The 18,891-nt window shown below is 52.1% G+C and carries 23 protein-coding genes; 10 read left to right on the plus strand and 13 right to left on the minus strand.

The annotated features are described in order from the left end of the window. The first annotated feature begins 24 nt into the window (after positions 1–24). Genes rsxA through rnt form a run of 8 tightly spaced genes read left to right on the plus strand, consistent with a single transcriptional unit; the run spans position 25 to position 6,773 of the window. Positions 25–609 (plus strand): electron transport complex subunit RsxA, encoded by a 585-nt coding sequence (rsxA, locus tag CWE11_RS04690; protein WP_126776437.1) that lies wholly within the window; start codon positions 25–27, stop codon positions 607–609. Then, on the plus strand, positions 606–1,211 hold the full coding sequence (gene rsxB, locus CWE11_RS04695) for an electron transport complex subunit RsxB (protein ID WP_126776438.1): 606 nt from the start codon (positions 606–608) through the stop codon (positions 1,209–1,211). Before rsxA ends, rsxB begins: the two co-directional genes overlap by 4 nt. Beyond that, positions 1,208–3,031, plus strand: coding sequence for an electron transport complex subunit RsxC (rsxC, locus tag CWE11_RS04700; protein WP_126776439.1), 1,824 nt, complete (start codon positions 1,208–1,210; stop codon positions 3,029–3,031). The genes rsxB and rsxC overlap by 4 nt, the downstream gene beginning before the upstream one ends. After that, complete coding sequence (rsxD, locus tag CWE11_RS04705; RefSeq protein ID WP_126776440.1) at positions 3,028–4,101, plus strand: electron transport complex subunit RsxD; 1,074 nt, start codon at positions 3,028–3,030, stop codon at positions 4,099–4,101. The genes rsxC and rsxD overlap by 4 nt, the downstream gene beginning before the upstream one ends. Beyond that, the gene (gene rsxG / locus CWE11_RS04710) at positions 4,101–4,778 is read left to right on the plus strand and encodes an electron transport complex subunit RsxG (RefSeq protein WP_126776441.1); all 678 of its coding nucleotides are present in this window, start codon (positions 4,101–4,103) and stop codon (positions 4,776–4,778) included. The genes rsxD and rsxG overlap by 1 nt, the downstream gene beginning before the upstream one ends. Further along, positions 4,778–5,476, plus strand: coding sequence for an electron transport complex subunit E (locus tag CWE11_RS04715; RefSeq protein WP_126776554.1), 699 nt, complete (start codon positions 4,778–4,780; stop codon positions 5,474–5,476). Before rsxG ends, CWE11_RS04715 begins: the two co-directional genes overlap by 1 nt. An 18-nt stretch (positions 5,477–5,494) precedes the next feature. Continuing rightward, complete coding sequence (gene nth / locus CWE11_RS04720) at positions 5,495–6,130, plus strand: endonuclease III (protein WP_126776442.1); 636 nt, start codon at positions 5,495–5,497, stop codon at positions 6,128–6,130. 16 nt (positions 6,131–6,146) lie between these two features. Next, positions 6,147–6,773, plus strand: a complete 627-nt coding sequence (rnt, locus tag CWE11_RS04725) for a ribonuclease T (protein ID WP_126776443.1) — start codon at positions 6,147–6,149, stop codon at positions 6,771–6,773. 233 nt (positions 6,774–7,006) lie between these two features. On the opposite strand, the gene CWE11_RS04730 is transcribed toward rnt, so the two are convergent. The 3 genes from CWE11_RS04730 to grxD form a co-directional block, all read right to left on the minus strand. After that, complete coding sequence (locus CWE11_RS04730) at positions 7,007–7,375, minus strand: hypothetical protein (RefSeq protein WP_126776444.1); 369 nt, start codon at positions 7,373–7,375, stop codon at positions 7,007–7,009. A 117-nt stretch (positions 7,376–7,492) separates the two neighbouring features. Then, positions 7,493–8,098, minus strand: coding sequence for a peroxiredoxin (locus CWE11_RS04735; protein WP_126776445.1), 606 nt, complete (start codon positions 8,096–8,098; stop codon positions 7,493–7,495). A 176-nt stretch (positions 8,099–8,274) separates the two neighbouring features. After that, a complete protein-coding gene (gene grxD, locus CWE11_RS04740) occupies positions 8,275–8,637 on the minus strand; it encodes a Grx4 family monothiol glutaredoxin (RefSeq protein ID WP_275540956.1) in 363 nt (120 codons plus the stop codon). A 288-nt stretch (positions 8,638–8,925) separates the two neighbouring features. On the opposite strand from grxD, the gene sodB reads away from it, so the two are divergent. Continuing rightward, positions 8,926–9,507 carry a superoxide dismutase [Fe] gene (sodB, locus tag CWE11_RS04745; protein WP_126776446.1) on the plus strand — a complete coding sequence of 194 codons (582 nt, stop codon included), beginning with the start codon at positions 8,926–8,928 and terminating at the stop codon, positions 9,505–9,507. 91 nt (positions 9,508–9,598) lie between these two features. Here the strand turns inward: sodB and fadR are convergent, their stop codons facing one another. After that, a complete protein-coding gene (gene fadR / locus CWE11_RS04750; protein ID WP_126776556.1) occupies positions 9,599–10,309 on the minus strand; it encodes a fatty acid metabolism transcriptional regulator FadR in 711 nt (236 codons plus the stop codon). 209 nt (positions 10,310–10,518) lie between these two features. Between fadR and dsbB the strand changes: the two genes are divergently transcribed. Further along, the gene (gene dsbB / locus CWE11_RS04755) at positions 10,519–11,049 is read left to right on the plus strand and encodes a disulfide bond formation protein DsbB (RefSeq protein ID WP_126776447.1); all 531 of its coding nucleotides are present in this window, start codon (positions 10,519–10,521) and stop codon (positions 11,047–11,049) included. Here dsbB and CWE11_RS04760 read toward each other — a convergent pair. From CWE11_RS04760 to tsaB, 9 genes are read right to left on the minus strand one after another with little or no spacing between them, the layout of a single operon-like run. Next, positions 11,046–11,579 (minus strand): YcgN family cysteine cluster protein, encoded by a 534-nt coding sequence (locus CWE11_RS04760; RefSeq protein ID WP_126776448.1) that lies wholly within the window; start codon positions 11,577–11,579, stop codon positions 11,046–11,048. The genes dsbB and CWE11_RS04760 overlap by 4 nt on opposite strands. Before the next feature lie 22 nt (positions 11,580–11,601). After that, positions 11,602–12,330, minus strand: a complete 729-nt coding sequence (locus CWE11_RS04765; RefSeq protein ID WP_126776449.1) for a fumarylacetoacetate hydrolase family protein — start codon at positions 12,328–12,330, stop codon at positions 11,602–11,604. A gap of 2 nt (positions 12,331–12,332) precedes the next feature. Next, a complete protein-coding gene (locus CWE11_RS04770; RefSeq protein WP_126776450.1) occupies positions 12,333–13,337 on the minus strand; it encodes a lytic murein transglycosylase in 1,005 nt (334 codons plus the stop codon). A 24-nt stretch (positions 13,338–13,361) separates the two neighbouring features. Beyond that, complete coding sequence (locus tag CWE11_RS04775) at positions 13,362–13,631, minus strand: YcgL domain-containing protein (RefSeq protein WP_126776451.1); 270 nt, start codon at positions 13,629–13,631, stop codon at positions 13,362–13,364. An 8-nt stretch (positions 13,632–13,639) separates the two neighbouring features. Further along, entirely contained in the window at positions 13,640–14,794 is a 1,155-nt protein-coding gene (gene rnd / locus CWE11_RS04780; protein WP_126776452.1) for a ribonuclease D, read from the minus strand. After that, positions 14,791–16,449 carry a long-chain-fatty-acid--CoA ligase FadD gene (gene fadD / locus CWE11_RS04785; protein ID WP_126776453.1) on the minus strand — a complete coding sequence of 553 codons (1,659 nt, stop codon included), beginning with the start codon at positions 16,447–16,449 and terminating at the stop codon, positions 14,791–14,793. The genes rnd and fadD overlap by 4 nt, the downstream gene beginning before the upstream one ends. A gap of 51 nt (positions 16,450–16,500) precedes the next feature. After that, entirely contained in the window at positions 16,501–17,403 is a 903-nt protein-coding gene (locus CWE11_RS04790; RefSeq protein WP_206750179.1) for an alpha/beta fold hydrolase, read from the minus strand. 40 nt (positions 17,404–17,443) lie between these two features. Further along, positions 17,444–18,118 (minus strand): Slp family lipoprotein, encoded by a 675-nt coding sequence (locus CWE11_RS04795; protein ID WP_157981288.1) that lies wholly within the window; start codon positions 18,116–18,118, stop codon positions 17,444–17,446. A 37-nt stretch (positions 18,119–18,155) separates the two neighbouring features. After that, a complete protein-coding gene (gene tsaB / locus CWE11_RS04800) occupies positions 18,156–18,884 on the minus strand; it encodes a tRNA (adenosine(37)-N6)-threonylcarbamoyltransferase complex dimerization subunit type 1 TsaB (protein ID WP_198675594.1) in 729 nt (242 codons plus the stop codon). Positions 18,885–18,891: the final 7 nt, after the last annotated feature.

The following is an 18,891-nucleotide window of genomic DNA, read 5'->3' on the forward strand; positions in this document are numbered from 1 at the left end:
TGAATTGCTCGGTATCTGGACACCATGACCGAAATCGTTTTGCTGCTTGTGGCCACTGTATTGGTCAACAACTTTGTATTGGTTCAATTCCTTGGATTGTGCCCATTTATGGGGGTCTCAAATAAACTCGAGACCGCTATCGGCATGTCCTTGGCAACCACGTTTGTCCTGACCCTCGCCTCGGTCAGCAGTTACCTCGTGAATCAATATATCTTGCAGCCACTGGATCTGATGTCGCTGCGCACACTGAGCTTTATCCTTGTGATCGCCGTCGTCGTGCAATTCACCGAAATGGTCGTGCAGAAAACAAGCCCAACCCTGTATCGTCTGTTGGGTATCTTCTTACCGTTGATTACTTCAAACTGCGCGGTTCTCGGGGTCGCACTCTTGAATGTCAATGAACAACATAACTTTATCGAATCGATCGTCTACGGGTTTGGTGCTGCCGTGGGCTTCTCGCTCGTCCTCGTACTCTTCTCCGCGCTCCGTGAGCGTCTTGCCGCCGCTGATGTGCCGTTGCCGTTCCGCGGCGCCGCCATTGGAATGATTACGGCCGGACTGATGTCGCTCGCCTTTATGGGCTTTGCCGGATTGGTGAGTTTCTCATGAGTTGGATCGTCGGTATCGCAGCACTCAGCATCCTCGCGCTCGTCGCAGGACTCATTCTCGGTTTCGCAGCCGTGCGCTTCCGAGTAGAAGGCGACCCCATTGTTGAACAAATTGATGCATTACTACCGCAAACCCAGTGCGGCCAATGTGGTTATCCGGGCTGCCGTCCTTACGCCCAAGCAATTGCCGATGGCGACGAATTAAATAAATGCCCGCCGGGTGGACAAGCGACCATTGACAAGCTAGCCGACTTACTCGGACGCGAAGCAAAACCACTGGATGCAGCCCATGGAAATGAGGATGTGAAGAAGGTAGCGGTTATTCGCGAGGATGAGTGCATCGGCTGCACAAAATGCATCCAAGCCTGTCCGGTTGACGCCATCATTGGCGCGACCAAGCAAATGCACACCGTCATTGCCGATGAGTGCACCGGATGCGATCTCTGTGTTGAACCCTGCCCCGTCGACTGTATCGATATGCTCCCCGTTCCGGAAAAACCGGAACGCTGGAAGTGGAATCTTGAGCAAATCCCCGTAGCCGTGCTGGACGCAACGCAAGCGTCTTCATCCCATTCCGTATCTGCGGATGAGGAACACAGATGAGCTCATCAGCCAGTGTAAACTCAAACACAGTGCAACTCTGGTCCTTTCCGGGTGGAATTCATCCCCCGGAGCGCAAGGCGCCCGCGAATGAAACGCCCATTCGCCGTTTCCCCATTGCGCCAGAACTCATTGTTCCTCTGCGCCAACACATTGGCGCCTTGGGTGAACTTGTCGTTCAAGTGGGTGATTATGTCCGCAAAGGTCAAGCCTTAACCCAACCGGGTATTGAGCACGGCCTGCCCGTCCATGCACCAACGTCGGGAATCATTGTCGAGATAGGCGATTTTCCACTCAATCATCCATCGGCCATGCGGGGTCCAGGTATTCGCCTGCGCGCCGATGGAGACGACCTATGGATCGATCGTCATCCACTCCCGAATTATCAAAGCAGCACCAGACTACAGGTTCTTGAACATTTACATCAGTATGGTATTGCTGGACTCGGGGGCGCCGGTTTCCCCACCGCACGTAAGATTGCGAGCGCCAACGGAATCGACGTACTGATTATCAACGGCGTGGAGTGTGAACCCTACATTGCGGCCGATGACCGGCTCATGCGCGAACATGCCGATGCCATCGTCCGGGGGACCGAAGCCCTCCAATGGCTAACCCAAGCAAAACGTGTAGTCATTGCAATCGAAGACAATAAGCCCGAGGCCATTACGGCCATGCAATCCGCCGCACAGAACGCCACCTCCTCGGTGATCGAGGTCGTCGTGATTCCGACCAAGTATCCATCGGGTGGCGAGCGTCAGTTGATTCAAATTTTGACTGGAAAGCAAGTACCAGCACAAGGGCTACCCCTCGATATTGGTGTGTTAATGCACAATACGGGGACCGCGTTCGCGGTGTCTCGTGCTTTGGAAAAAGGCGAGCCACTCATTGAACGTGTGGTGACACTCACGGGTGAAGCACTGGCAACTCCCTGCACCGCTTGGGTTCCCCTCGGAACGCCCGTAGCTTACCTTTTGGAGCAAGCAGGATTCACACCGGAACGGGATCAACGTGTCATTATGGGTGGGCCTATGATGGGCTTCACTTTACCTCACCTGCAGGTTCCGGTGATAAAAACAACCAATTGTATCTTAGCGCCCACCCGTACAGAGCTTCCAGCTGCAGGCCCAGAGATGCCCTGTATTCGCTGTGGTGCATGTGCCGATGTCTGCCCTGCTTCCTTGTTACCGCAACAGTTATACTGGTTTGCAAAATCGAAAGACTATGATGGTCTCAAAACACATCACCTCCCAGATTGCATCGAATGTGGAGCCTGTGCTTACGTATGCCCAAGTGAAATTCCGTTGGTGCAATACTATCGGCAAGCCAAGGCCGAAATGCGCGAGCAAGCCATTGAGCATCAAAAAGCCGAAATAGCACGGCAACGGTTCGAAGCACGTCAGGCACGGTTGGAACGAGAAAAACAAGAACGTCTTGAACGGCATCGTAAAGCCGCAGAAGCCCGTGAAGCAGCGCTTGCTGCTCGCGAACAGAACACCCCAGCGGCCTCTGAGGGGGATAATGACCCTGTGAAAGCCGCGCTTGCACGCGTGAAAGCGAAAAAAGCAGCGGCCGAGGGAGCGACCACCTCAAGCGCGTCGTCGAAGGACGATCAGGTTGCGGCCGCGGTTGCACGAGCAAAAGCGCGTAAAGCGGCTCGCGAGGCAGAGAACCAAACCTCGAACACGCCGGCTAAGCCATCAGCACAAAACGATGCGCCCCGAGTTGAAAAGCCAGTATCCAATAAAGACCAAGTGGCTGCCGCTGTGGCGCGTGCAAAAGCGCGAAAAGCGGCTCGAGACGCAGAGAAGGATAAAGATTCATGAGCTTTTATGTCGCTTCATCTCCGCATCATCACCTGCGTCGCAGTACCGCAGATTTAATGCGCCTCGTGTTAATTGCCATGATTCCAGGTATTCTCGCCCAGTGGTATTTCTTTGGTTGGGGCGTCATCCTGCAACTCGCCCTAGCGATTGCTGTCGCGCTTGCAAGTGAAGCACTCTGTTTGTTAGCGCGCGATCGTGCGCCCAGTTCTGGGTTGCGGGATTACACCGCGGTCGTGACTGCTGCGCTCCTTGCCGTGAGTATCCCACCCCTCGCCCCGTGGTGGATCATCGTGATTGGGACACTCTTCTCAATCGTGGTCGTCAAACACCTATTTGGTGGCGTGGGGCAAAACATATTCAACCCGGCCATGGCAGGTTATGTCCTGCTGCTCATCTCCTTCCCTGTGCAAATGACCAGTTGGCTGCCGCCCAGCAGTCTGACCGAATTACCGGGCTTGTGGGATAGCATTCTTGTTTTCTTGTTTGGTTTTACCGGTGAGGGATTCAGTCTAGAACAAATTCGTCGAGTCGAGAGCGGTACCTTGCTTGATGCAATTGTAATGGCCACGCCTCTCGATCACATCAAAACCGAACTAGCCCAAGGCTTCACCCTCAGTGAAGCCAAGAGCGCACCGATATTTTCCGGTGCTGCAGGAATGGGATGGCAGTGGGTCAATGCCGCCTATCTCCTTGGGGGATTATTCTTAATTCAGCAACGCGTTATCACCTGGCATATTCCCGGCGCCTTGCTGGGCAGTCTTGGCCTGTTTGCATTGATAGGCGCATTGATAGCGCCCGACCACCTCCCCAATGTGGATATTCATTTGTTGAGCGGTGCCACCATGCTCGCGGCCTTTTTTATCGCGACCGATCCGGTCTCGGCCGCGACCTCAACCCGCGGCAAACTCGTGTACGCCGGTCTTATCGGTGTGCTGATATATGTGATTCGGACCTGGGGTGGTTATCCTGATGCAGTGGCATTTGCCGTTCTTTTGGCGAATTTGTGTGTTCCCGTGATTGATCAGTACACGCGCCCCACAGTGTATGGACATCGGGAGGAACGTTCATAATGCCGACGTTACGCAAAAGTATTCAACGAAATGGTTTCATTTTAGGTGCTTTCGCCGTCATCGCGACGTCTCTGATTATTGGCGTGCAGCTTTTGACCGCAGATCGGATCGCCGAGCAACAACGCAATGATCTCCTGCGTACATTGAATACCCTCATCCCCCCTGCGATGCATGACAACGATCTCTATGCAGACTGCACGACCGTTTCTGCACCCGATATTCTCGGCCTTGCACAACAACCGGTGTATCGAGCGCGGCTTGACGGCGAGCCAACGGGCCTTGCGATCCGCACGACCGCGCCCGACGGTTACAGCGGGCAGATTCACATGTTGGTCGCGCTGAATCCGACCGGAACGGTCAAAGGCGTTCGTGTTTTACAGCACCGAGAAACCCCAGGACTCGGAGACAAAATTGAAATCGCACGGGATGATTGGATTTTAAGTTTTGATGGCCAACGCATGCGCAGTGAAACCGATGCACGTTGGGCGGTGCGTCGCGATGGCGGTATGTTTGACCAATTCACTGGCGCGACCATCACGCCTCGAGCCGTGGTCAATGCGGTGTCCCGGACGGTGTGGTACGCTCAAAATAATACTGAAGAATTGTTTGCCGCACCTGCCGATTGTTATGGTCAGATAGAGCCTGTCACGGTCATGAATCCCGAGGAGACTGGATGATGGATTCAGAGTATCAAACACTCACACGCGACGGCTTGTGGGAAAATAATCCCGCACTGGTTCAGCTGTTGGGCCTCTGCCCGTTACTCGCGGTCACTGGAACCGTCACAAATGCCTTAGGCTTAGGCCTCGCCACGATGCTGGTGCTCATTGGCTCGAACTTGACGGTTTCACTCGTGCGCAACTTCGTCCCAAAAGAAATTCGGATTCCCGTATTTGTCATCGTCATCGCAACCTTTGTCACCCTGGTGGAATTGTTGATGAACGCATTCACCTACGGTTTATTTATGGCCTTAGGGATCTTCATCCCCCTGATTGTAACCAACTGCGCGATTATTGGGCGTGCAGAAGCGTACGCATCGAAAAATCCATGGCCAAAGGCAGCCTATGATGGTTTTGTCATGGGACTTGGCTTTGCGTTTGTCCTTGTGGCACTCGGTGCACTGCGCGAACTGCTGGGTCAAGGGACATTACTGGATGGTGCCGAGATGCTACTCGGGGAGTGGGCTCGGGACTTACGCATTCAGCTTATCCAGTTTGATTACCCACTGCTCCTGGCGATTTTACCGCCGGGGGCCTTTATCGGCATGGGCTTTCTCATTGCTGGCAAAAACTGGCTTGATGCACGTCGACAACGCAAAGCCGCCCAGAGTCCGGTGGTGAAAGCGCAGCGCGCTCGCGTAACGACGGTAAACTAAAAACAGGACACAACGCATATGAACCAACAAAAACGCGTCGCGATCCTTGAGCGGCTTCGGGCAGCCAACCCGCATCCAACCACAGAACTTAATTTTAGCAATCCGTTCGAATTGCTAATTGCTGTATTGCTCTCCGCACAAGCAACCGATGTTGGCGTCAACAAAGCGACTGGACCCCTTTTCAAGGTTGCCAATAATCCAGCCGATATGCTCGCACTCGGTGTTGATGGTGTGAAGCACTACATCAAAACCATCGGCCTATTCAATACGAAGGCCGAAAACGTCATCAAAACCTGCCGTATTTTGGTGGAAGTTCACGGCGGTGAAGTTCCAGAGAATCGCGAGGCGCTCGAGGCACTTCCGGGCGTGGGCCGAAAAACCGCAAATGTGGTGCTGAACACGGCGTTTGGCTGGCCAACGATCGCCGTCGATACGCATATCTTTCGGGTGAGTAACCGCACCAAGCTAGCACCTGGAAAGACGGTTGATGCCGTCGAAAAACGACTCCTTAAAGTCGTACCAGCGGAATTTAAAGTGGACGTCCATCACTGGCTCATTCTGCACGGCCGATATACCTGCATCGCGCGGAAGCCCCGCTGCGGTTCATGCCTGATCGAAGATCTTTGTGAATTCAAAGACAAAGTCGATTTGTAACTCGTTAAGGATACTCATGACCCAAATCAAGCCTGCGCTAAAAGACCGTTTCCGTGGTTATCTTCCCGTGGTTATTGACGTCGAGACCGGTGGATTTAATGCCAAAACGGATGCGTTGCTTGAGATTGCTGCCGTTCTTCTCGATTTCAATGGGTCCGGCGAACTGGTGCCGGTTGCGACCCATCACGCGCACATTGAGCCCTTTGAAGGGGCAAATATCGAGAAAGCAGCCATCGAATTTAACGGGATCGATCCCGCTAATCCTCTGCGCGGCGCCGTCTCAGAGCGCGAGGGTTTGCATGAAATATTTAAGGCGGTGCGAAAAGCACAAAAGGCTGCAGGATGCCAGCGCGCTGTCTTGGTAGGTCATAATGCAACATTCGATCATGGCTTCGTGATGGCTGCTGCTGAGCGGGCCGGACTGAAGCGCAACCCGTTCCATCCTTTTGTCACCTTTGATACCACAGCACTCGCCGCGCTGACGGTCGGCCAAACCGTGTTGGTGAAAGCCTGCCAAGCGGCGGGTATCCCATTTGATGGCAAAGAGGCCCACAGCGCATTGTATGACACAGAGCGCACTGCGGACCTCTTTTGTTGGATGATTAATCGCTACAAAAACTTAGGCGGTTGGCCCCTCGCTTAGTAGGCAATTTGGACGGGTAACGAACAGGTATCCGTTCCCACTTCGCACAATTGATAGGTCAATACTCCGCTTCCACGTAATCCGGTATCATCGGTATATCGGCCATTGTTTTCGATATTCCCGAGCACCTGCCAGTGCGGCGACCGAGACAACCGCATCATACGAGGCAGGGAAAATATAGAAGGTACTGGAGCTATTCCCAGCCGCAGCAACACTTAGCACGCCATTGTTGTTTAAACGGGTGAAGGTGTTTCGTTCCGTGGCTGAATTCCCAGTGCCGCCTGAACCATTTGAATACCGTACGGCGCATTCGGTTTGAACTCACCCTTTAGCAGTAGGCGCTTTTGGTCCGTTTCGACATAAATGACATTGGGGTTGTTCCGAAGGCCACGTAATGCTTGAGGTGGCACTTCTAACGCCATCGCACTCTCGCGACTTAAGTCCACCACAGCGCGTCCGCCTTGACGCTCGACAAAGCGCAGAACTTCTGCTTTTGCTCCGGGTTGGAATCCGACAATAACGCGCTCGGACTCACTCCCATGCGCACCTGAAAACACAAAAACAGCCAGCATGGCTGCCGAAAGATGATGATATTTGATCATGAAGATATGGAAGTTTCCAGAACTAAAAATGTTTATTTTTTATACAGATGGGAAATAAAAAACCGCGCTAGGCGCGGTTTTTGTATTCATGAATCAAAAAATGATTGAGTCGAGCAGTTACAGCTTCGCGCTGTTTTTGCTTAAGTAAGCAGCAACACCTTGAGCGTCTGCTTTCATACCTTCATCACCTTTGTTCCAACCGGCTGGGCATACTTCGCCGTGCTCTTGGTGGAAGGCAAGTGCATCAACCATACGCAACATTTCGTCGACGTTGCGGCCTAATGGCAGATCGTTGATGACCTGATGGCGAACAACGCCATTTTCATCAATCAGGAACGAACCACGGAAGGCAACCCCTGCTTCTGGATGCTCAACATCATACGCCTTGCAGATCTCGTGCTTGACGTCTGCAACCAGTGGGTATTTCACTTCGCCGATTCCGCCTTTCTCAACCGGCGTGTTACGCCATGCATGATGCGAGAATTGTGAATCGATGGAAACACCGATGACCTCAACACCACGGCTTTCAAATTCAGCCAAGCGCTTATCAAAAGCAATCAACTCGGAAGGACATACGAACGTGAAATCCAGAGGATAGAAAAACAACACCGCTTTCTTACCACGGATGTGATCGCTCAACGTAAAGTTTTCAACGATCTCACCAGTACCTAAGACTGCCGCAGCGGTAAAGTCCGGGGCCTGACGGCCAACTAATACAGCCATTTATATCTCCGTTCTAGTTTAGTTAAACAAAAGCTCAGGACGTCGTTCTACGCGACGTTTCTTTTTTAAAACTTATGCATTGTAAGGAATGCGATTGAGCGCCACCTGCGTGGCACTCATACAACTCCGCATGGAGAGAGGAGAGACGAATAACGTCTCAAAACTGCACTTACTATTTATTTTTGCTCGTCTTCAACCGAAGGTGCCGCTTCTTCCACTAGCGGTTGCAACTCACCCGCTTGGAACATTTCCAGAATAATATCGCAGCCGCCAATCAACTCGCCGTTCACCCACAATTGCGGGAATGTTGGCCAGTCTGCAATACGCGGCAGTTCCGCACGAATATCTGGGTTTTGCAGAACGTCCACATAAGCGAAAGGCTTGCCACATGCCATCAAAGCTTGCGACGCCTGCGCTGAAAAGCCACAACTTGGAAGCTTCGGCGAGCCCTTCATATAGAGCAAAACCGGGTTCTCGGCGATTTGTTGACGAATGCGCGCTTCGGTCGTCTGCGTTTGTTCAGGTTGCATATCTTGCATGATAAATCCTCACCGAGTACTCAAATTTGGAGCCGGATTATAACATAAGAACCTGCACAGGATGAAGCGGTCCCACGCTTCTGACAAAGTAAAAATGGAGGGTTGAAAACCAAACGAGATATCCCAATGTATATAGAGTCATGGCAAACCCCGTTATTTTTTGTCTGTGGTTCGCTATACTCAATGGAACGAAATTTCTAAATAGCGCGCGGCAAGCGCCGCGTGAGACAAGTCGGTACAGCATTCACGCCGATGTTTTTTTATGACAATCGAAACGGAGAAGCAATTATGGCTTTCGAACTACCCGCATTGCCTTATGAGAAAAATGCCTTGGAACCCCACATCTCAGCGGAAACTCTTGAGTACCACTATGGCAAACATCACCAAACCTACGTCGACAAACTGAACGGACTGGTTGAAGGTTCAGAGTTCGCGGGCAAGTCGCTCGAAGAAATTGTGAAAACGTCGAGCGGTGGTGTGTTTAATAATGCAGCACAGGTCTGGAACCATACGTTTTACTGGCACTGCTTAAGCCCGAACGGTGGTGGTGAGCCTACCGGTGCATTGGCAAAAGCCATCAACGCGAAATGGGGCTCATTTGCTGACTTCAAAAAAGCATTTGATACTGCCGCTGTAAACAACTTCGGCTCAAGTTGGACTTGGTTGGTGAAGACGTCTGACGGAAGCTTAGATATCGTCAACACCAGTAACGCTGCAACGCCATTAACAGACGACAATCTGACGCCTGTTCTAACCGTTGACCTGTGGGAGCACGCATATTATATCGATTACCGGAATGCACGTCCGAAGTACTTGGAGTCGTTCTGGAAATTGGTCAACTGGGAATTTGCGAGCAAAAACTTCGGCTAAGCAACTCGCCCATAAAAAAACCGCAGCATGCTGCGGTTTTTTTGTATCTGCATTTACTCTCAAGATAATGCTCGCTGCCTATGCAGCTTTTCTACTCGACCAAGTTCTCGGGGATCGACTCGCGCAGTTCAAGCCAGATTTTGGCTGAGTCGTACCCGTACTGGCGCACCAGATTCGTACTGCCATTATAATCTGCAGCCGCAACGGTTTGACCTAACGCTGCGTAATAGGTGCGAGCAAGCTCCCGACCCGTTGCATTAGAAAAGTAAAATTGACCAATGCGTGCATAAAGGCCTTTGAAACCATTCAGCACCAAGACATAAATTGGGTTTCCAGAAGCTAGCGCGAGTTCATGATTGAGATAGTAATCGAATTCAGCGAAGGCTTTCGCACTGTCTTCAAGAGTCTCCGCACCGCGCAACACTTCTGCACACCGTTCGGGGTTGTTCCGAATCGCCTGGCGAATATAAATCGCACTGATATTCGTTCGAGCCGATAACAAATGGTCGACGAGATCCGGCATCCCTTCTTCATCGAGCCGCGCAAGCGTCTCAAGAATGTTCAGGCCCGAGGTTTCCCAAAAGTTATTTACCCGTGTGGGCTTACCATGTTGAATGGTCAACCAGCCATCGCGCGCGAGACGCTGTAACACCTCACGCAAGGTCGTTCGAGTTACACCGATCAACTCAGAAAGCTCGCGTTCTGCCGGAAGAATAGAGCCTGGAGCAAAGTCACCTTTCCAAATCGACTTTACAATAAACTCTTCCGCAAACCCCGCGGGGCTTTTCGCTTTGATAAACATAAATGCCTTTTTTCCGTCAGTTGGACTCACTCTAGCATATTCCAATACGAGTTAATTCCGCTTATTATGCCGTGAATGATGATTTACTTCGGCACTGTTATAACAATGATTGTAACGTGCCACTAATGGTCGGACAAGTTTTATCATCTTTACTTTGAGTCTACTTTGTAGACCGCCCGAATAACGGGTCAACAAACGTCGAGATTGTCATGAATTTCTATCGCCAGCCGATTTCAATTTGGCTTACACTGCGCGGCCCTTGGGTACTCCTCGCAGTATCCGCGACCAGTTTAGTGCTCGCTGCTTTGTACTTCCAGCATGTTCAAGGGCTCATTCCTTGCGTTCAGTGTGTCTACCAACGAACTGCCATGATGGCAGTTGCAATCTTTGCTTGGTTTGGTGCCATAGCCCCGCACAAACCTGCGGTGCGCACGATTGCTTGGCTCGGTTGGCTCGGAAGCGCTGCAGCAGGTTTTTATTCAGCGCACCACCACATATTCCTGCAAACTCGCGCAAATCCATTATTCACGAGCTGTAGTCCATTCCCAGACTTTCCAAGTTTTGCGCCGTTGCATGAATGGTTTCCGTCGCTATTCGCAGCGGGAGGACTCTGTACCGAGATCGATTGGTCTTTCCTCGGGCTCTCGATGCCGGGTTGGTTGCGCGTGATTTTTGCGGTCTACATCATTATCGCATGCACGGTCTTTTTGACGCGGATCGTTCAGCAACGTCGAATCTAGGGTACGAAACGCAAAGGCCAGCGGATAATAACACCGTCTTCTGGGTCACATTGGGTTTCCGAAACCACCGAGTGTCCGACGACAGACATGCCTGCCGCAATCATCGGAGCACGGTCTCCCCCATGCCGTAACGGATGCCACGAAGGAAGGTCATGCCCCTCATAGAGCCGCCGATAAGCACAGGATATGGGCATATAGTGAATGTGCTCTAAGTTACTTGGCGATAACACCACACACTCGGGCACAGTGGCGAGTCGATCGTCGTAGTCAGTGCACGCACCACGCGTTCGGTCGAGTAACTGACAGGTTACATTGGTGAAATAAAGGGTTTCCCCCGCTCGCATGGGGTCGTCACTCGAGTCCCCTTGCCCCCCAATGCTTGGGTCGTCTGCAGGCTCATGACTGATACTGGGCTCAGGGCTGTCTAACAACTTGTGCAGGCAGCATTTTCCGCATCCATCACAGAGGGATTCCCATTGTTCGGGAGTCATCTCTGCGAGGGGGATGGTTTTCCAAAAGGGCAATTCCATAGGCACGAAACCAGTCCGTGAATTAGCCAAAGTGCGAGCGGCTTTGCACCAAAGCTTGCCAGCCAAACACATTAAAATCAGAGGTCGTTAACTCGAGGTCAAGCGCATCGCCATGTTCAAGGGGACCGACGCCCGCTGGGGTCCCTGTAAGGACCACGTCCCCGGGTTGCAATCGGAACACCGACGCGATCTCACGCAACAGCTCAGCAATCGAAAAAATCATGCTTCCGACGTGCCCCTCCTGCTGCAGCTGCGCATTGCGGACTAAGCGAAAACGAAGTCGTTTTAAGTCACCCGCCTGCGATGTGGGCACAAACTCGGTCAACGGGCAGCTTCCGGCAAACGCCTTCGCACGCTCCCACGGATGCCCTTTCGCTTTAAGTTGGTCTTGTACATCACGGCGTGTGAGATCGAGCGCCAGACCGACCCCGGCAATCGTTGCCAGCAGCGCATCCGGCTTATCTTTCGGAATATGCTGAATCAGTTCAGGTCCCAACGGGCGGCCGATCAACAAAGCGAGCTCAAGTTCATGGTGGCACGCTCCTCCACTTGAAGGGACAACCACGGTTGAAACTTCTGCACGTCGCAACGGCTGGTAGGCCGTTGGCGGCTTCATGAACAAAATAGGCGCCTCGGGAACGGTATTTCCCAATTCCTTGGCGTGATCCGCATAGTTCCGTCCCACACACACAAACTGGCCTAATGCGAAGGGTGTCTGCGCACCATGGATCCAGTACAACGGGGTACTCATGATCAGCGTCCCATTTGGATACGGTCTGCTAAATGCCCGACGGCCACAACAAAGTAATTTGAGCGATTCCAACGCATCAACACATCCCAGTTGTGGTACGCCAGATAAATGCGACCCGTTTGATCATCAGGGATAATCAACGATGCCTCAATGTCACGGGTCGGGAGATCGGTTCCGTCGAAGCGACGCACCCCGAGTGCCTGCCATTCAGACAGTGATTTTTTTGTGCTTAAACCGGCGACACTGGTGTCAAAGTCCTCTGGAATCCGAACTTGCCGTCCCCAGGTTTTACTGTCATCCCAGCCCACTTGTGAAAGATAGTTCGCAGCAGAGGCAAACACGTCCGGAAAACTGTTCCAAATATCAATTTTTCCGTCACCATCAAAATCCACCGCATAGCTTAAAAATGAGCTTGGCATAAATTGGGTTTGACCCATCGCACCAGCCCATGAACCACGCATTTGCTCGGGCTCGATATGCCCCGCATCAATAATTTCGAGAGCCTGCATCAGTTGACGCTTAAAAAATGCTTCTCGGCGCCCTTCGTAGGCAAGCGTTGCCAATGCCGATACCACGCGGAAGTTTCCGGTAAAGCCACCATAATTGGTCTCAATTCCCCACAACGCCACAATGAATCGAGGTTGGACGCCAAATTTCTCGCCAATCTCTTCCAGGAGCTCCCGGTGCTCTTCATATTTGCGAATGCCTTGCTGCACTTTCCAGTCCGGAACTGCGCGAGGGAGATAGGTATCGAGCGTGATTGTGAATTCCGGTTGGTTCCGGTCTGCACTCACGGCACGCTCATAGAAGCGAATATCTGCAAACGCGCGCTCAATGGCTTCTTCCGAAATTCCATGCTCTCGTGCTTCCGCTTTGAGCGTTTCTACGTAGGCTGGAAATCCATCGGGATCAACAGCGTGCGCTGCGAAGACCAATCCGAACGTGGTTGTGAGAATCACACAGGTCCGAAGACAAGCGCGTTGAAAGGAAGTGAAAAGCTCGCGCATCAGGAATAGCCCCCTCTGATGTTGTTATGTTTTATCTGACCGCAGTCCGTCTAACAGGTTCTCGGGTGGCGGCGGTACCTGAAGATAGTACCCCTCGTTTTCAAGCGCTGCCAGTAACTTTACACCGCTTAAACGCGCAAACTGTCTTTCCGCAGTGACATTGAGTCGCAAGGCCTCTTGTTCCGGCGAAAAAAGCGTCTGTAATGGGGCTGGGAGATCACTGAGCGGAGTGGTTAAAGGCAAGTACAAATAGGTATCGGCCTTCTTCTTTGATTTAAGTACACGGCACAACATAGGTTTTCTCACGTTTTCTGAGACGTCTGAATCAATCGTTTAAGGGCATCGCGGACCAAAGTGCCGCGCCAACCTGAGTAGAGATCCGGTGCCGGTAATCCGGCTCGTGTGCTTGGGCGCAAGAAGCGCTCCCACACATAGACATCATTCAACTGTTTACGCGAACCAAGCAAAGACACTGGAATGCCTTGCGACTCACCGATTTCCTTCAATGCTGCCTTCGCCGCTTTAAAATAACGCTTATAATCCCCATCTTGATCATAGCGAGGAATCGGCTCCGGTTGCTCATCCACCGACATCGCCAGTCCGCGCTCGACACAGTCTAAAATGGCATCCGCATAACGACGCAGCGCCATCGGATGTAAGTCATCTATAGTCGACAGCGCATAGCGAGAACTCGGTTGCGTGCGCGCTATTTCAACGAGGATGTGATCCTTGGCGATAAAAGGAAGCGCAACATTTTTCTCACGTGCGGTTTTTAATCGCCACTCGGCCAATGCCTTCAGTACTGCCCTTCCAGGTCCGTCTAATAATGATAGACCGCCAATATCACGCCATGCCAACGCGGCAGGAAGCTCTCGACCACGGCGTTCAATTTGTTCCGCACATTCGGCCATGATCAGCGCTTCTTTGCCTTCTGCGACGGCTTGCGAACGAAGACGTGGGTAAATTTCTGACAAATAGGCGACATCGGCTGCCGCATAGGTTAACTGAGCTTGAGTCAGAGGTCGCTGCAGCCAATCGGTCCTTGACTGGCTCTTATCCACGGTGACCTGCAACATCTGTTCGACGAGCCCCGCGTAACCAATCTGGCTGCCATCCGTAAGAAACGCATAGGCAATCTGCGTGTCAAACAACGTGGCGGGTGTTCCCTGCTTCTGATGCAAGATCTCGAGATCTTCTCCCCCAGCATGAACCACCGTGAGTACATGAGGATCTCGCAAAAGCGCCCACAATGGGGCTAAATCAACCCCGTTTAATGGGTCAATAAGAATTAGTGAGTCACCCGCTTTCGCTTGGACGAGGCCAAGTTCTGCGTACAGGGTACGTGTACGAACAAACTCGGTATCCAACGCAATCCAACCTTGCGTCCGGGCCTGATCGCAAAACGCCACCAGTTCCCCGGTGGCGTTGATCATTTGATAGGTGATCGGTTCGATCATTCGTCTCGCAACTCGCGTCGTAAAATTTTACCGACATTGGTTTTCGGAAGTTCATCCCGGAAATCAACGAGCTTCGGTACCTTGTACGCCGTTAAGTTTTCACGACAATAATCGATAATTTCTTTCTCCGTGAGAGAATCGTCTTTCTTCACGACGACAATCTTCACAACTTCACCCGATGCCTCATGTGGCACACCCACGGCCGCGACTTCCAGCACTTTTGGATGGCTTGCCACCACATCTTCAATCTCATTTGGATAGACGTTAAATCCAGAGACCAAAATCATATCTTTTTTCCGGTCAACGATCCGGAAGAATCCATGCTCGTCAACGGTTCCCATGTCTCCGGTCGCGAACCACCCATCTTTGATGGCCTCTGCAGTCGCTTCAGGACGTCCGAGGTAACCCGCCATGACTTGCGGACCCTTGGTCCAAATTTCACCGGTTTCACCTTGAGGAACCTCATTCCCATCCTCATCGACAATTTTCACGTCAGTGGACGGCAAAGGAATTCCGATAGACCCTGTGTAGTGCTCAATATCAAACGGATTCGCCGTGACAACCGGCGAACATTCGGTCAGACCATAGCCTTCAAGCAACGCAGAACCGGTCACTTTCTCCCAGTTCTCAGCGACCGCTCGTTGAACAGCCATGCCACCACCGAGCGCGATCTTCAAATGACTGAAGTCCAAGTCTTTAAATCCAGGCGTGTTCAGCAAACCGTTGAACAGGGTGTTCACACCTGAGATCATGGTGAATTGATGCTTGCTGAGTTCTTTGACAAAAGCAGGCATGTCCCGCGGATTGGTGATTAAGATGTTTTTCCCACCAAACTTCAAGAAAGCCAAGCAGTTCGCTGTCAATGCGAAGATGTGATAGAGCGGCAATGCGGTAATCACGACTTCTTTACCGTCACTCAAACGCGGCAAAATAAACGCGGAGATCTGGTCGAGGTTGGCCACCATATTACGGTGTGTCAGCATAGCGCCTTTCGAAACACCGGTCGTACCCCCAGTGTATTGCAGGAACGCAAGATCGTCACCGCTCATGTCTTGTGGGCGGGTATACGAAACTTTCGCGCCAGCAGCCAATACGTCGTTAAATTCAATGGTGTTATCCAAGCTGTACGCTGGAACCATTTTCTTGACATGCTTAACCACTAGATTAACGATCCAACGCTTGGGAACGGGCAGCATATCGCCGATTCCAGTCAAGATGACCTTGTCGAGGGACACGTCTTTGCTAATTTTCTCGAGGGTATGAGCGAAGTTCTTCAGAATCACAATCGCTTTGGTACCGGAATCGGTCAGCTGATGTTTCAGCTCCCGCGCGGTATACAATGGATTAACGTTCACCACGACCATGCCCGCCCGGAGAATCCCGAATAATGCGACCGGGTACTGCAATAAGTTCGGCATCATAATCGCAACGGGATCCCCTTTCTTAAGGCCCAGGCTTTGCAAATATGCGGCGAATTGTTCGGTCAGCTTATCAAGCTCAGCATAAGTGATGTCTTTATCCATGTTGTGAAATGCAACGTTATTCGCGTACTTCTTGACGCTCTCTTCGAAGATTTCAATTAACGAAGGATAATGATCCGGATTGATTTCTGTAGGGACGCCTTTCGGGTAGCGTTTCAGCCAAATCTTTTCCACCGTGAATGCTCCTGAATTAGATATTATTCTTTATGAAAACACTTCATACTCTCATATCGGACCAGTTGATCCTAGCACTGATCCGCCCATTTGTGCATTTCCGGTCAATATTCGCACAACTTCCTCAGGCTGCTCCATATGCACGTGGTGCCCCCCTTTGAGCGTATAGACCGTTTTTTGTGCGACCGTTGCTCCCCAGGCATCAAGTGCCTGTAAAATTTCTGGCGTTCCGCAATCACCGAGCACCACATCGACCGGACATCGAATGGTCGATAAGAGTTCGTGTGCATGGGACGCACTGAAACGAAATAGCGAAGGTAACCGCACCCGAGGGTCCACCGTCCAAGTGTAACCACCAGGCACTTCGCGCAAATTTCGTTCGACTATAAAACGCGCCAGATCCGGATTTAGATTGCTCGTTTCCGCCCGAAGCCGAATCAATCGCTCTTTGTCTGAGTATACAGGTGGTCGCTTTTGTGCAAGCTTTCTGCGTTCAGTCAGCGCATTTTTGAGCTGTGTCACCCACTCGCCATCACGTTTTACCCACAACCCGAAGGCCTCAATCAGGGTCAAACGGGCGACACGCTCCGGCACCACCGCCGCAACAACTTGTCCGACAAATCCACCCATACTGTGACCGACCAAGTGGACATGCTGCAAGTCGTGATGCTCAAACAAAGCGACGAGATCCGCCACATACTCGGTAAAATAATACCAAGCCCCTTCGGATCGGTGAAATGACCGCCCATGTCCCGGGAAATCAAGTGCAGCGAGATGACGCTGTGATGGCCAGTGCGCCAAGAGTGGTGTGAAACTGGCGGCATTATCAAGCCACCCATGCAAACAGAGGGTGAGTGGCTGCTGTGCCGAGGATTGAAACGCAAAATCGCCGGTGCGAAGACCGGCGATTATTTGTTTTTTGGTTGATCCCGTTTCTAATTCGAATTCCTGCAAGAATTCATTCTCCATTATTAAAGACGGTCATTGTAAACAATCACTGAATACGATTTTCCCGCGTCGGACGGATACGCTGACTGCCACCTTGCTCTGGTTGGCGCTGACGCTGCTGCGGTGCTTGCTGCGTCGAACGCGAAGGCGCAGGCTGAATCACGCGCGTTCCGTAGGGGAAGTAATAGGGATGATAGCGGTAAGGACCCGTTCCGTACAAGTAATGGCGATACCATGGCGAGAACGGATCACGATGCCATACTTCAATCCGTTGCGGATCTTCGCGCCAGAGCTGGAGGCCCCGGGCCGTGACCATCGGGAACTCAAAAACATATTCCCCAATTAAGTCTTCACGAAAACCTTGCACATCGCCAAGTACCGTCACCTCACGACCCACACGGTAAACTTCGGGATCTGCGAACCCCGCAACCACAAATCGAAACCGACCCGGCGTGTTGTTAGTCACCAGTGGGCGGCCAGTGCCACGCAAGTCAAAGTACACCACCTCAACCTCAGAGTGATCTTGACGATTGTGCACTTGCGCAATCACGCCGCCCCAACGCACAGGCGTTCCGACAGAATCCTCTCCCGCTTCAATTACGCTACGATAGGTTGTCGTCTCCGTTCCATCCCCGCGGATAGGCTCTGGCAAGCGCGCAGCGCAACCGCTCAAAAACACGGCGAGCCCGAGGGTCAGTAAGACTTTCTGATACATCTTCATGGTGTTTACCTCAACAGCATGGGCCATCCAGTTGCCCTTATCGGCCTGGCAGCTTTTGCCAAGTCACCTCATTGCGGACATATTCCACATCAAATTGATCTGCAGTCACCGTTTCCCCGCGAGCCCATGCATCGAAAGCCACCGGCAGCATATCGAGCGCGTGCGGGAAACGAACATCTACGGCGCGCTGTAACCTGACGTGAGGAAGATGCTCTATCAGCACATCTCCGTAGGTCTCAAAACCCGTTCCAACCGTGGTCCAGGTTAGGTCAGTTAGTTCATCCACCGAGGGCACTGTTACCTCCGAGGGAGCGCACACAACTGCTTTTCCTTGTATACGCATCAGACCGTCAACCCGTTCAAGGGTTCCCCAATAAACTTCCCCCATTCGAGCGTCAATGGCGGCAAGCACATGGCTTGCATCATGCAGCCGAACGGCTTGTTGCGCCATCGCAACCAAACTCGATACGGGAATCATCGGGATTGATTGACTAAACGCTAACCCCTGGGCAATACCCGCGGCAATCCGCACGCCAGTAAAACTACCCGGCCCACTTCCAACCGCGATAGCATCCACGTCCTGCAAGGTCAGCCCCGCCTCATCCAAAACGGACTGCACGTACGGTAGGAGCAAGTCCGCGTGCTGTCTCGGGGCTTCTTGTCCTCGCTCAAAAACCCCATCCGCACAGCTCAATGCCACCGAGCAAAACTCAGTTGCGCTATCAATCGCAAGAATTGTTGGAATAGGATGGGTCATGTTCGACATCAATAGA

Origin of the sequence: Aliidiomarina sanyensis, assembly GCF_003987175.1 — a bacterium.
GTDB lineage: Bacteria > Pseudomonadota > Gammaproteobacteria > Enterobacterales > Alteromonadaceae > Aliidiomarina > Aliidiomarina sanyensis.

Bases quoted from the DNA above. Each gene is read 5' to 3' on its own strand.
- CWE11_RS04760 (WP_126776448.1), bottom strand. From the start codon at position 11,579: ATGGAATTGCCCTTTTGGAAAACCATCCCCCTCGCAGAGATGACTCCC.
- CWE11_RS04735 (WP_126776445.1), bottom strand. From the start codon at position 8,098: ATGGCTGTATTAGTTGGCCGTCAGGCCCCGGACTTTACCGCTGCGGCA.
- nth (WP_126776442.1), top strand. From the start codon at position 5,495: ATGAACCAACAAAAACGCGTCGCGATCCTTGAGCGGCTTCGGGCAGCC.
- grxD (WP_275540956.1), bottom strand. From the start codon at position 8,637: ATGCAAGATATGCAACCTGAACAAACGCAGACGACCGAAGCGCGCATT.
- CWE11_RS04730 (WP_126776444.1), bottom strand. From the start codon at position 7,375: ATGATCAAATATCATCATCTTTCGGCAGCCATGCTGGCTGTTTTTGTG.
- CWE11_RS04795 (WP_157981288.1), bottom strand. From the start codon at position 18,118: ATGAAGATGTATCAGAAAGTCTTACTGACCCTCGGGCTCGCCGTGTTT.
- CWE11_RS04765 (WP_126776449.1), bottom strand. From the start codon at position 12,330: ATGAGTACCCCGTTGTACTGGATCCATGGTGCGCAGACACCCTTCGCA.
- rsxB (WP_126776438.1), top strand. From the start codon at position 606: ATGAGTTGGATCGTCGGTATCGCAGCACTCAGCATCCTCGCGCTCGTC.
- CWE11_RS04715 (WP_126776554.1), top strand. From the start codon at position 4,778: ATGGATTCAGAGTATCAAACACTCACACGCGACGGCTTGTGGGAAAAT.
- dsbB (WP_126776447.1), top strand. From the start codon at position 10,519: ATGAATTTCTATCGCCAGCCGATTTCAATTTGGCTTACACTGCGCGGC.
- CWE11_RS04775 (WP_126776451.1), bottom strand. From the start codon at position 13,631: ATGTTGTGCCGTGTACTTAAATCAAAGAAGAAGGCCGATACCTATTTG.
- rsxG (WP_126776441.1), top strand. From the start codon at position 4,101: ATGCCGACGTTACGCAAAAGTATTCAACGAAATGGTTTCATTTTAGGT.
- rsxC (WP_126776439.1), top strand. From the start codon at position 1,208: ATGAGCTCATCAGCCAGTGTAAACTCAAACACAGTGCAACTCTGGTCC.
- CWE11_RS04770 (WP_126776450.1), bottom strand. From the start codon at position 13,337: ATGCGCGAGCTTTTCACTTCCTTTCAACGCGCTTGTCTTCGGACCTGT.
- tsaB (WP_198675594.1), bottom strand. From the start codon at position 18,884: ATGTCGAACATGACCCATCCTATTCCAACAATTCTTGCGATTGATAGC.
- rsxD (WP_126776440.1), top strand. From the start codon at position 3,028: ATGAGCTTTTATGTCGCTTCATCTCCGCATCATCACCTGCGTCGCAGT.
- rnd (WP_126776452.1), bottom strand. From the start codon at position 14,794: ATGATCGAACCGATCACCTATCAAATGATCAACGCCACCGGGGAACTG.
- fadR (WP_126776556.1), bottom strand. From the start codon at position 10,309: ATGTTTATCAAAGCGAAAAGCCCCGCGGGGTTTGCGGAAGAGTTTATT.
- rnt (WP_126776443.1), top strand. From the start codon at position 6,147: ATGACCCAAATCAAGCCTGCGCTAAAAGACCGTTTCCGTGGTTATCTT.
- sodB (WP_126776446.1), top strand. From the start codon at position 8,926: ATGGCTTTCGAACTACCCGCATTGCCTTATGAGAAAAATGCCTTGGAA.
- rsxA (WP_126776437.1), top strand. From the start codon at position 25: ATGACCGAAATCGTTTTGCTGCTTGTGGCCACTGTATTGGTCAACAAC.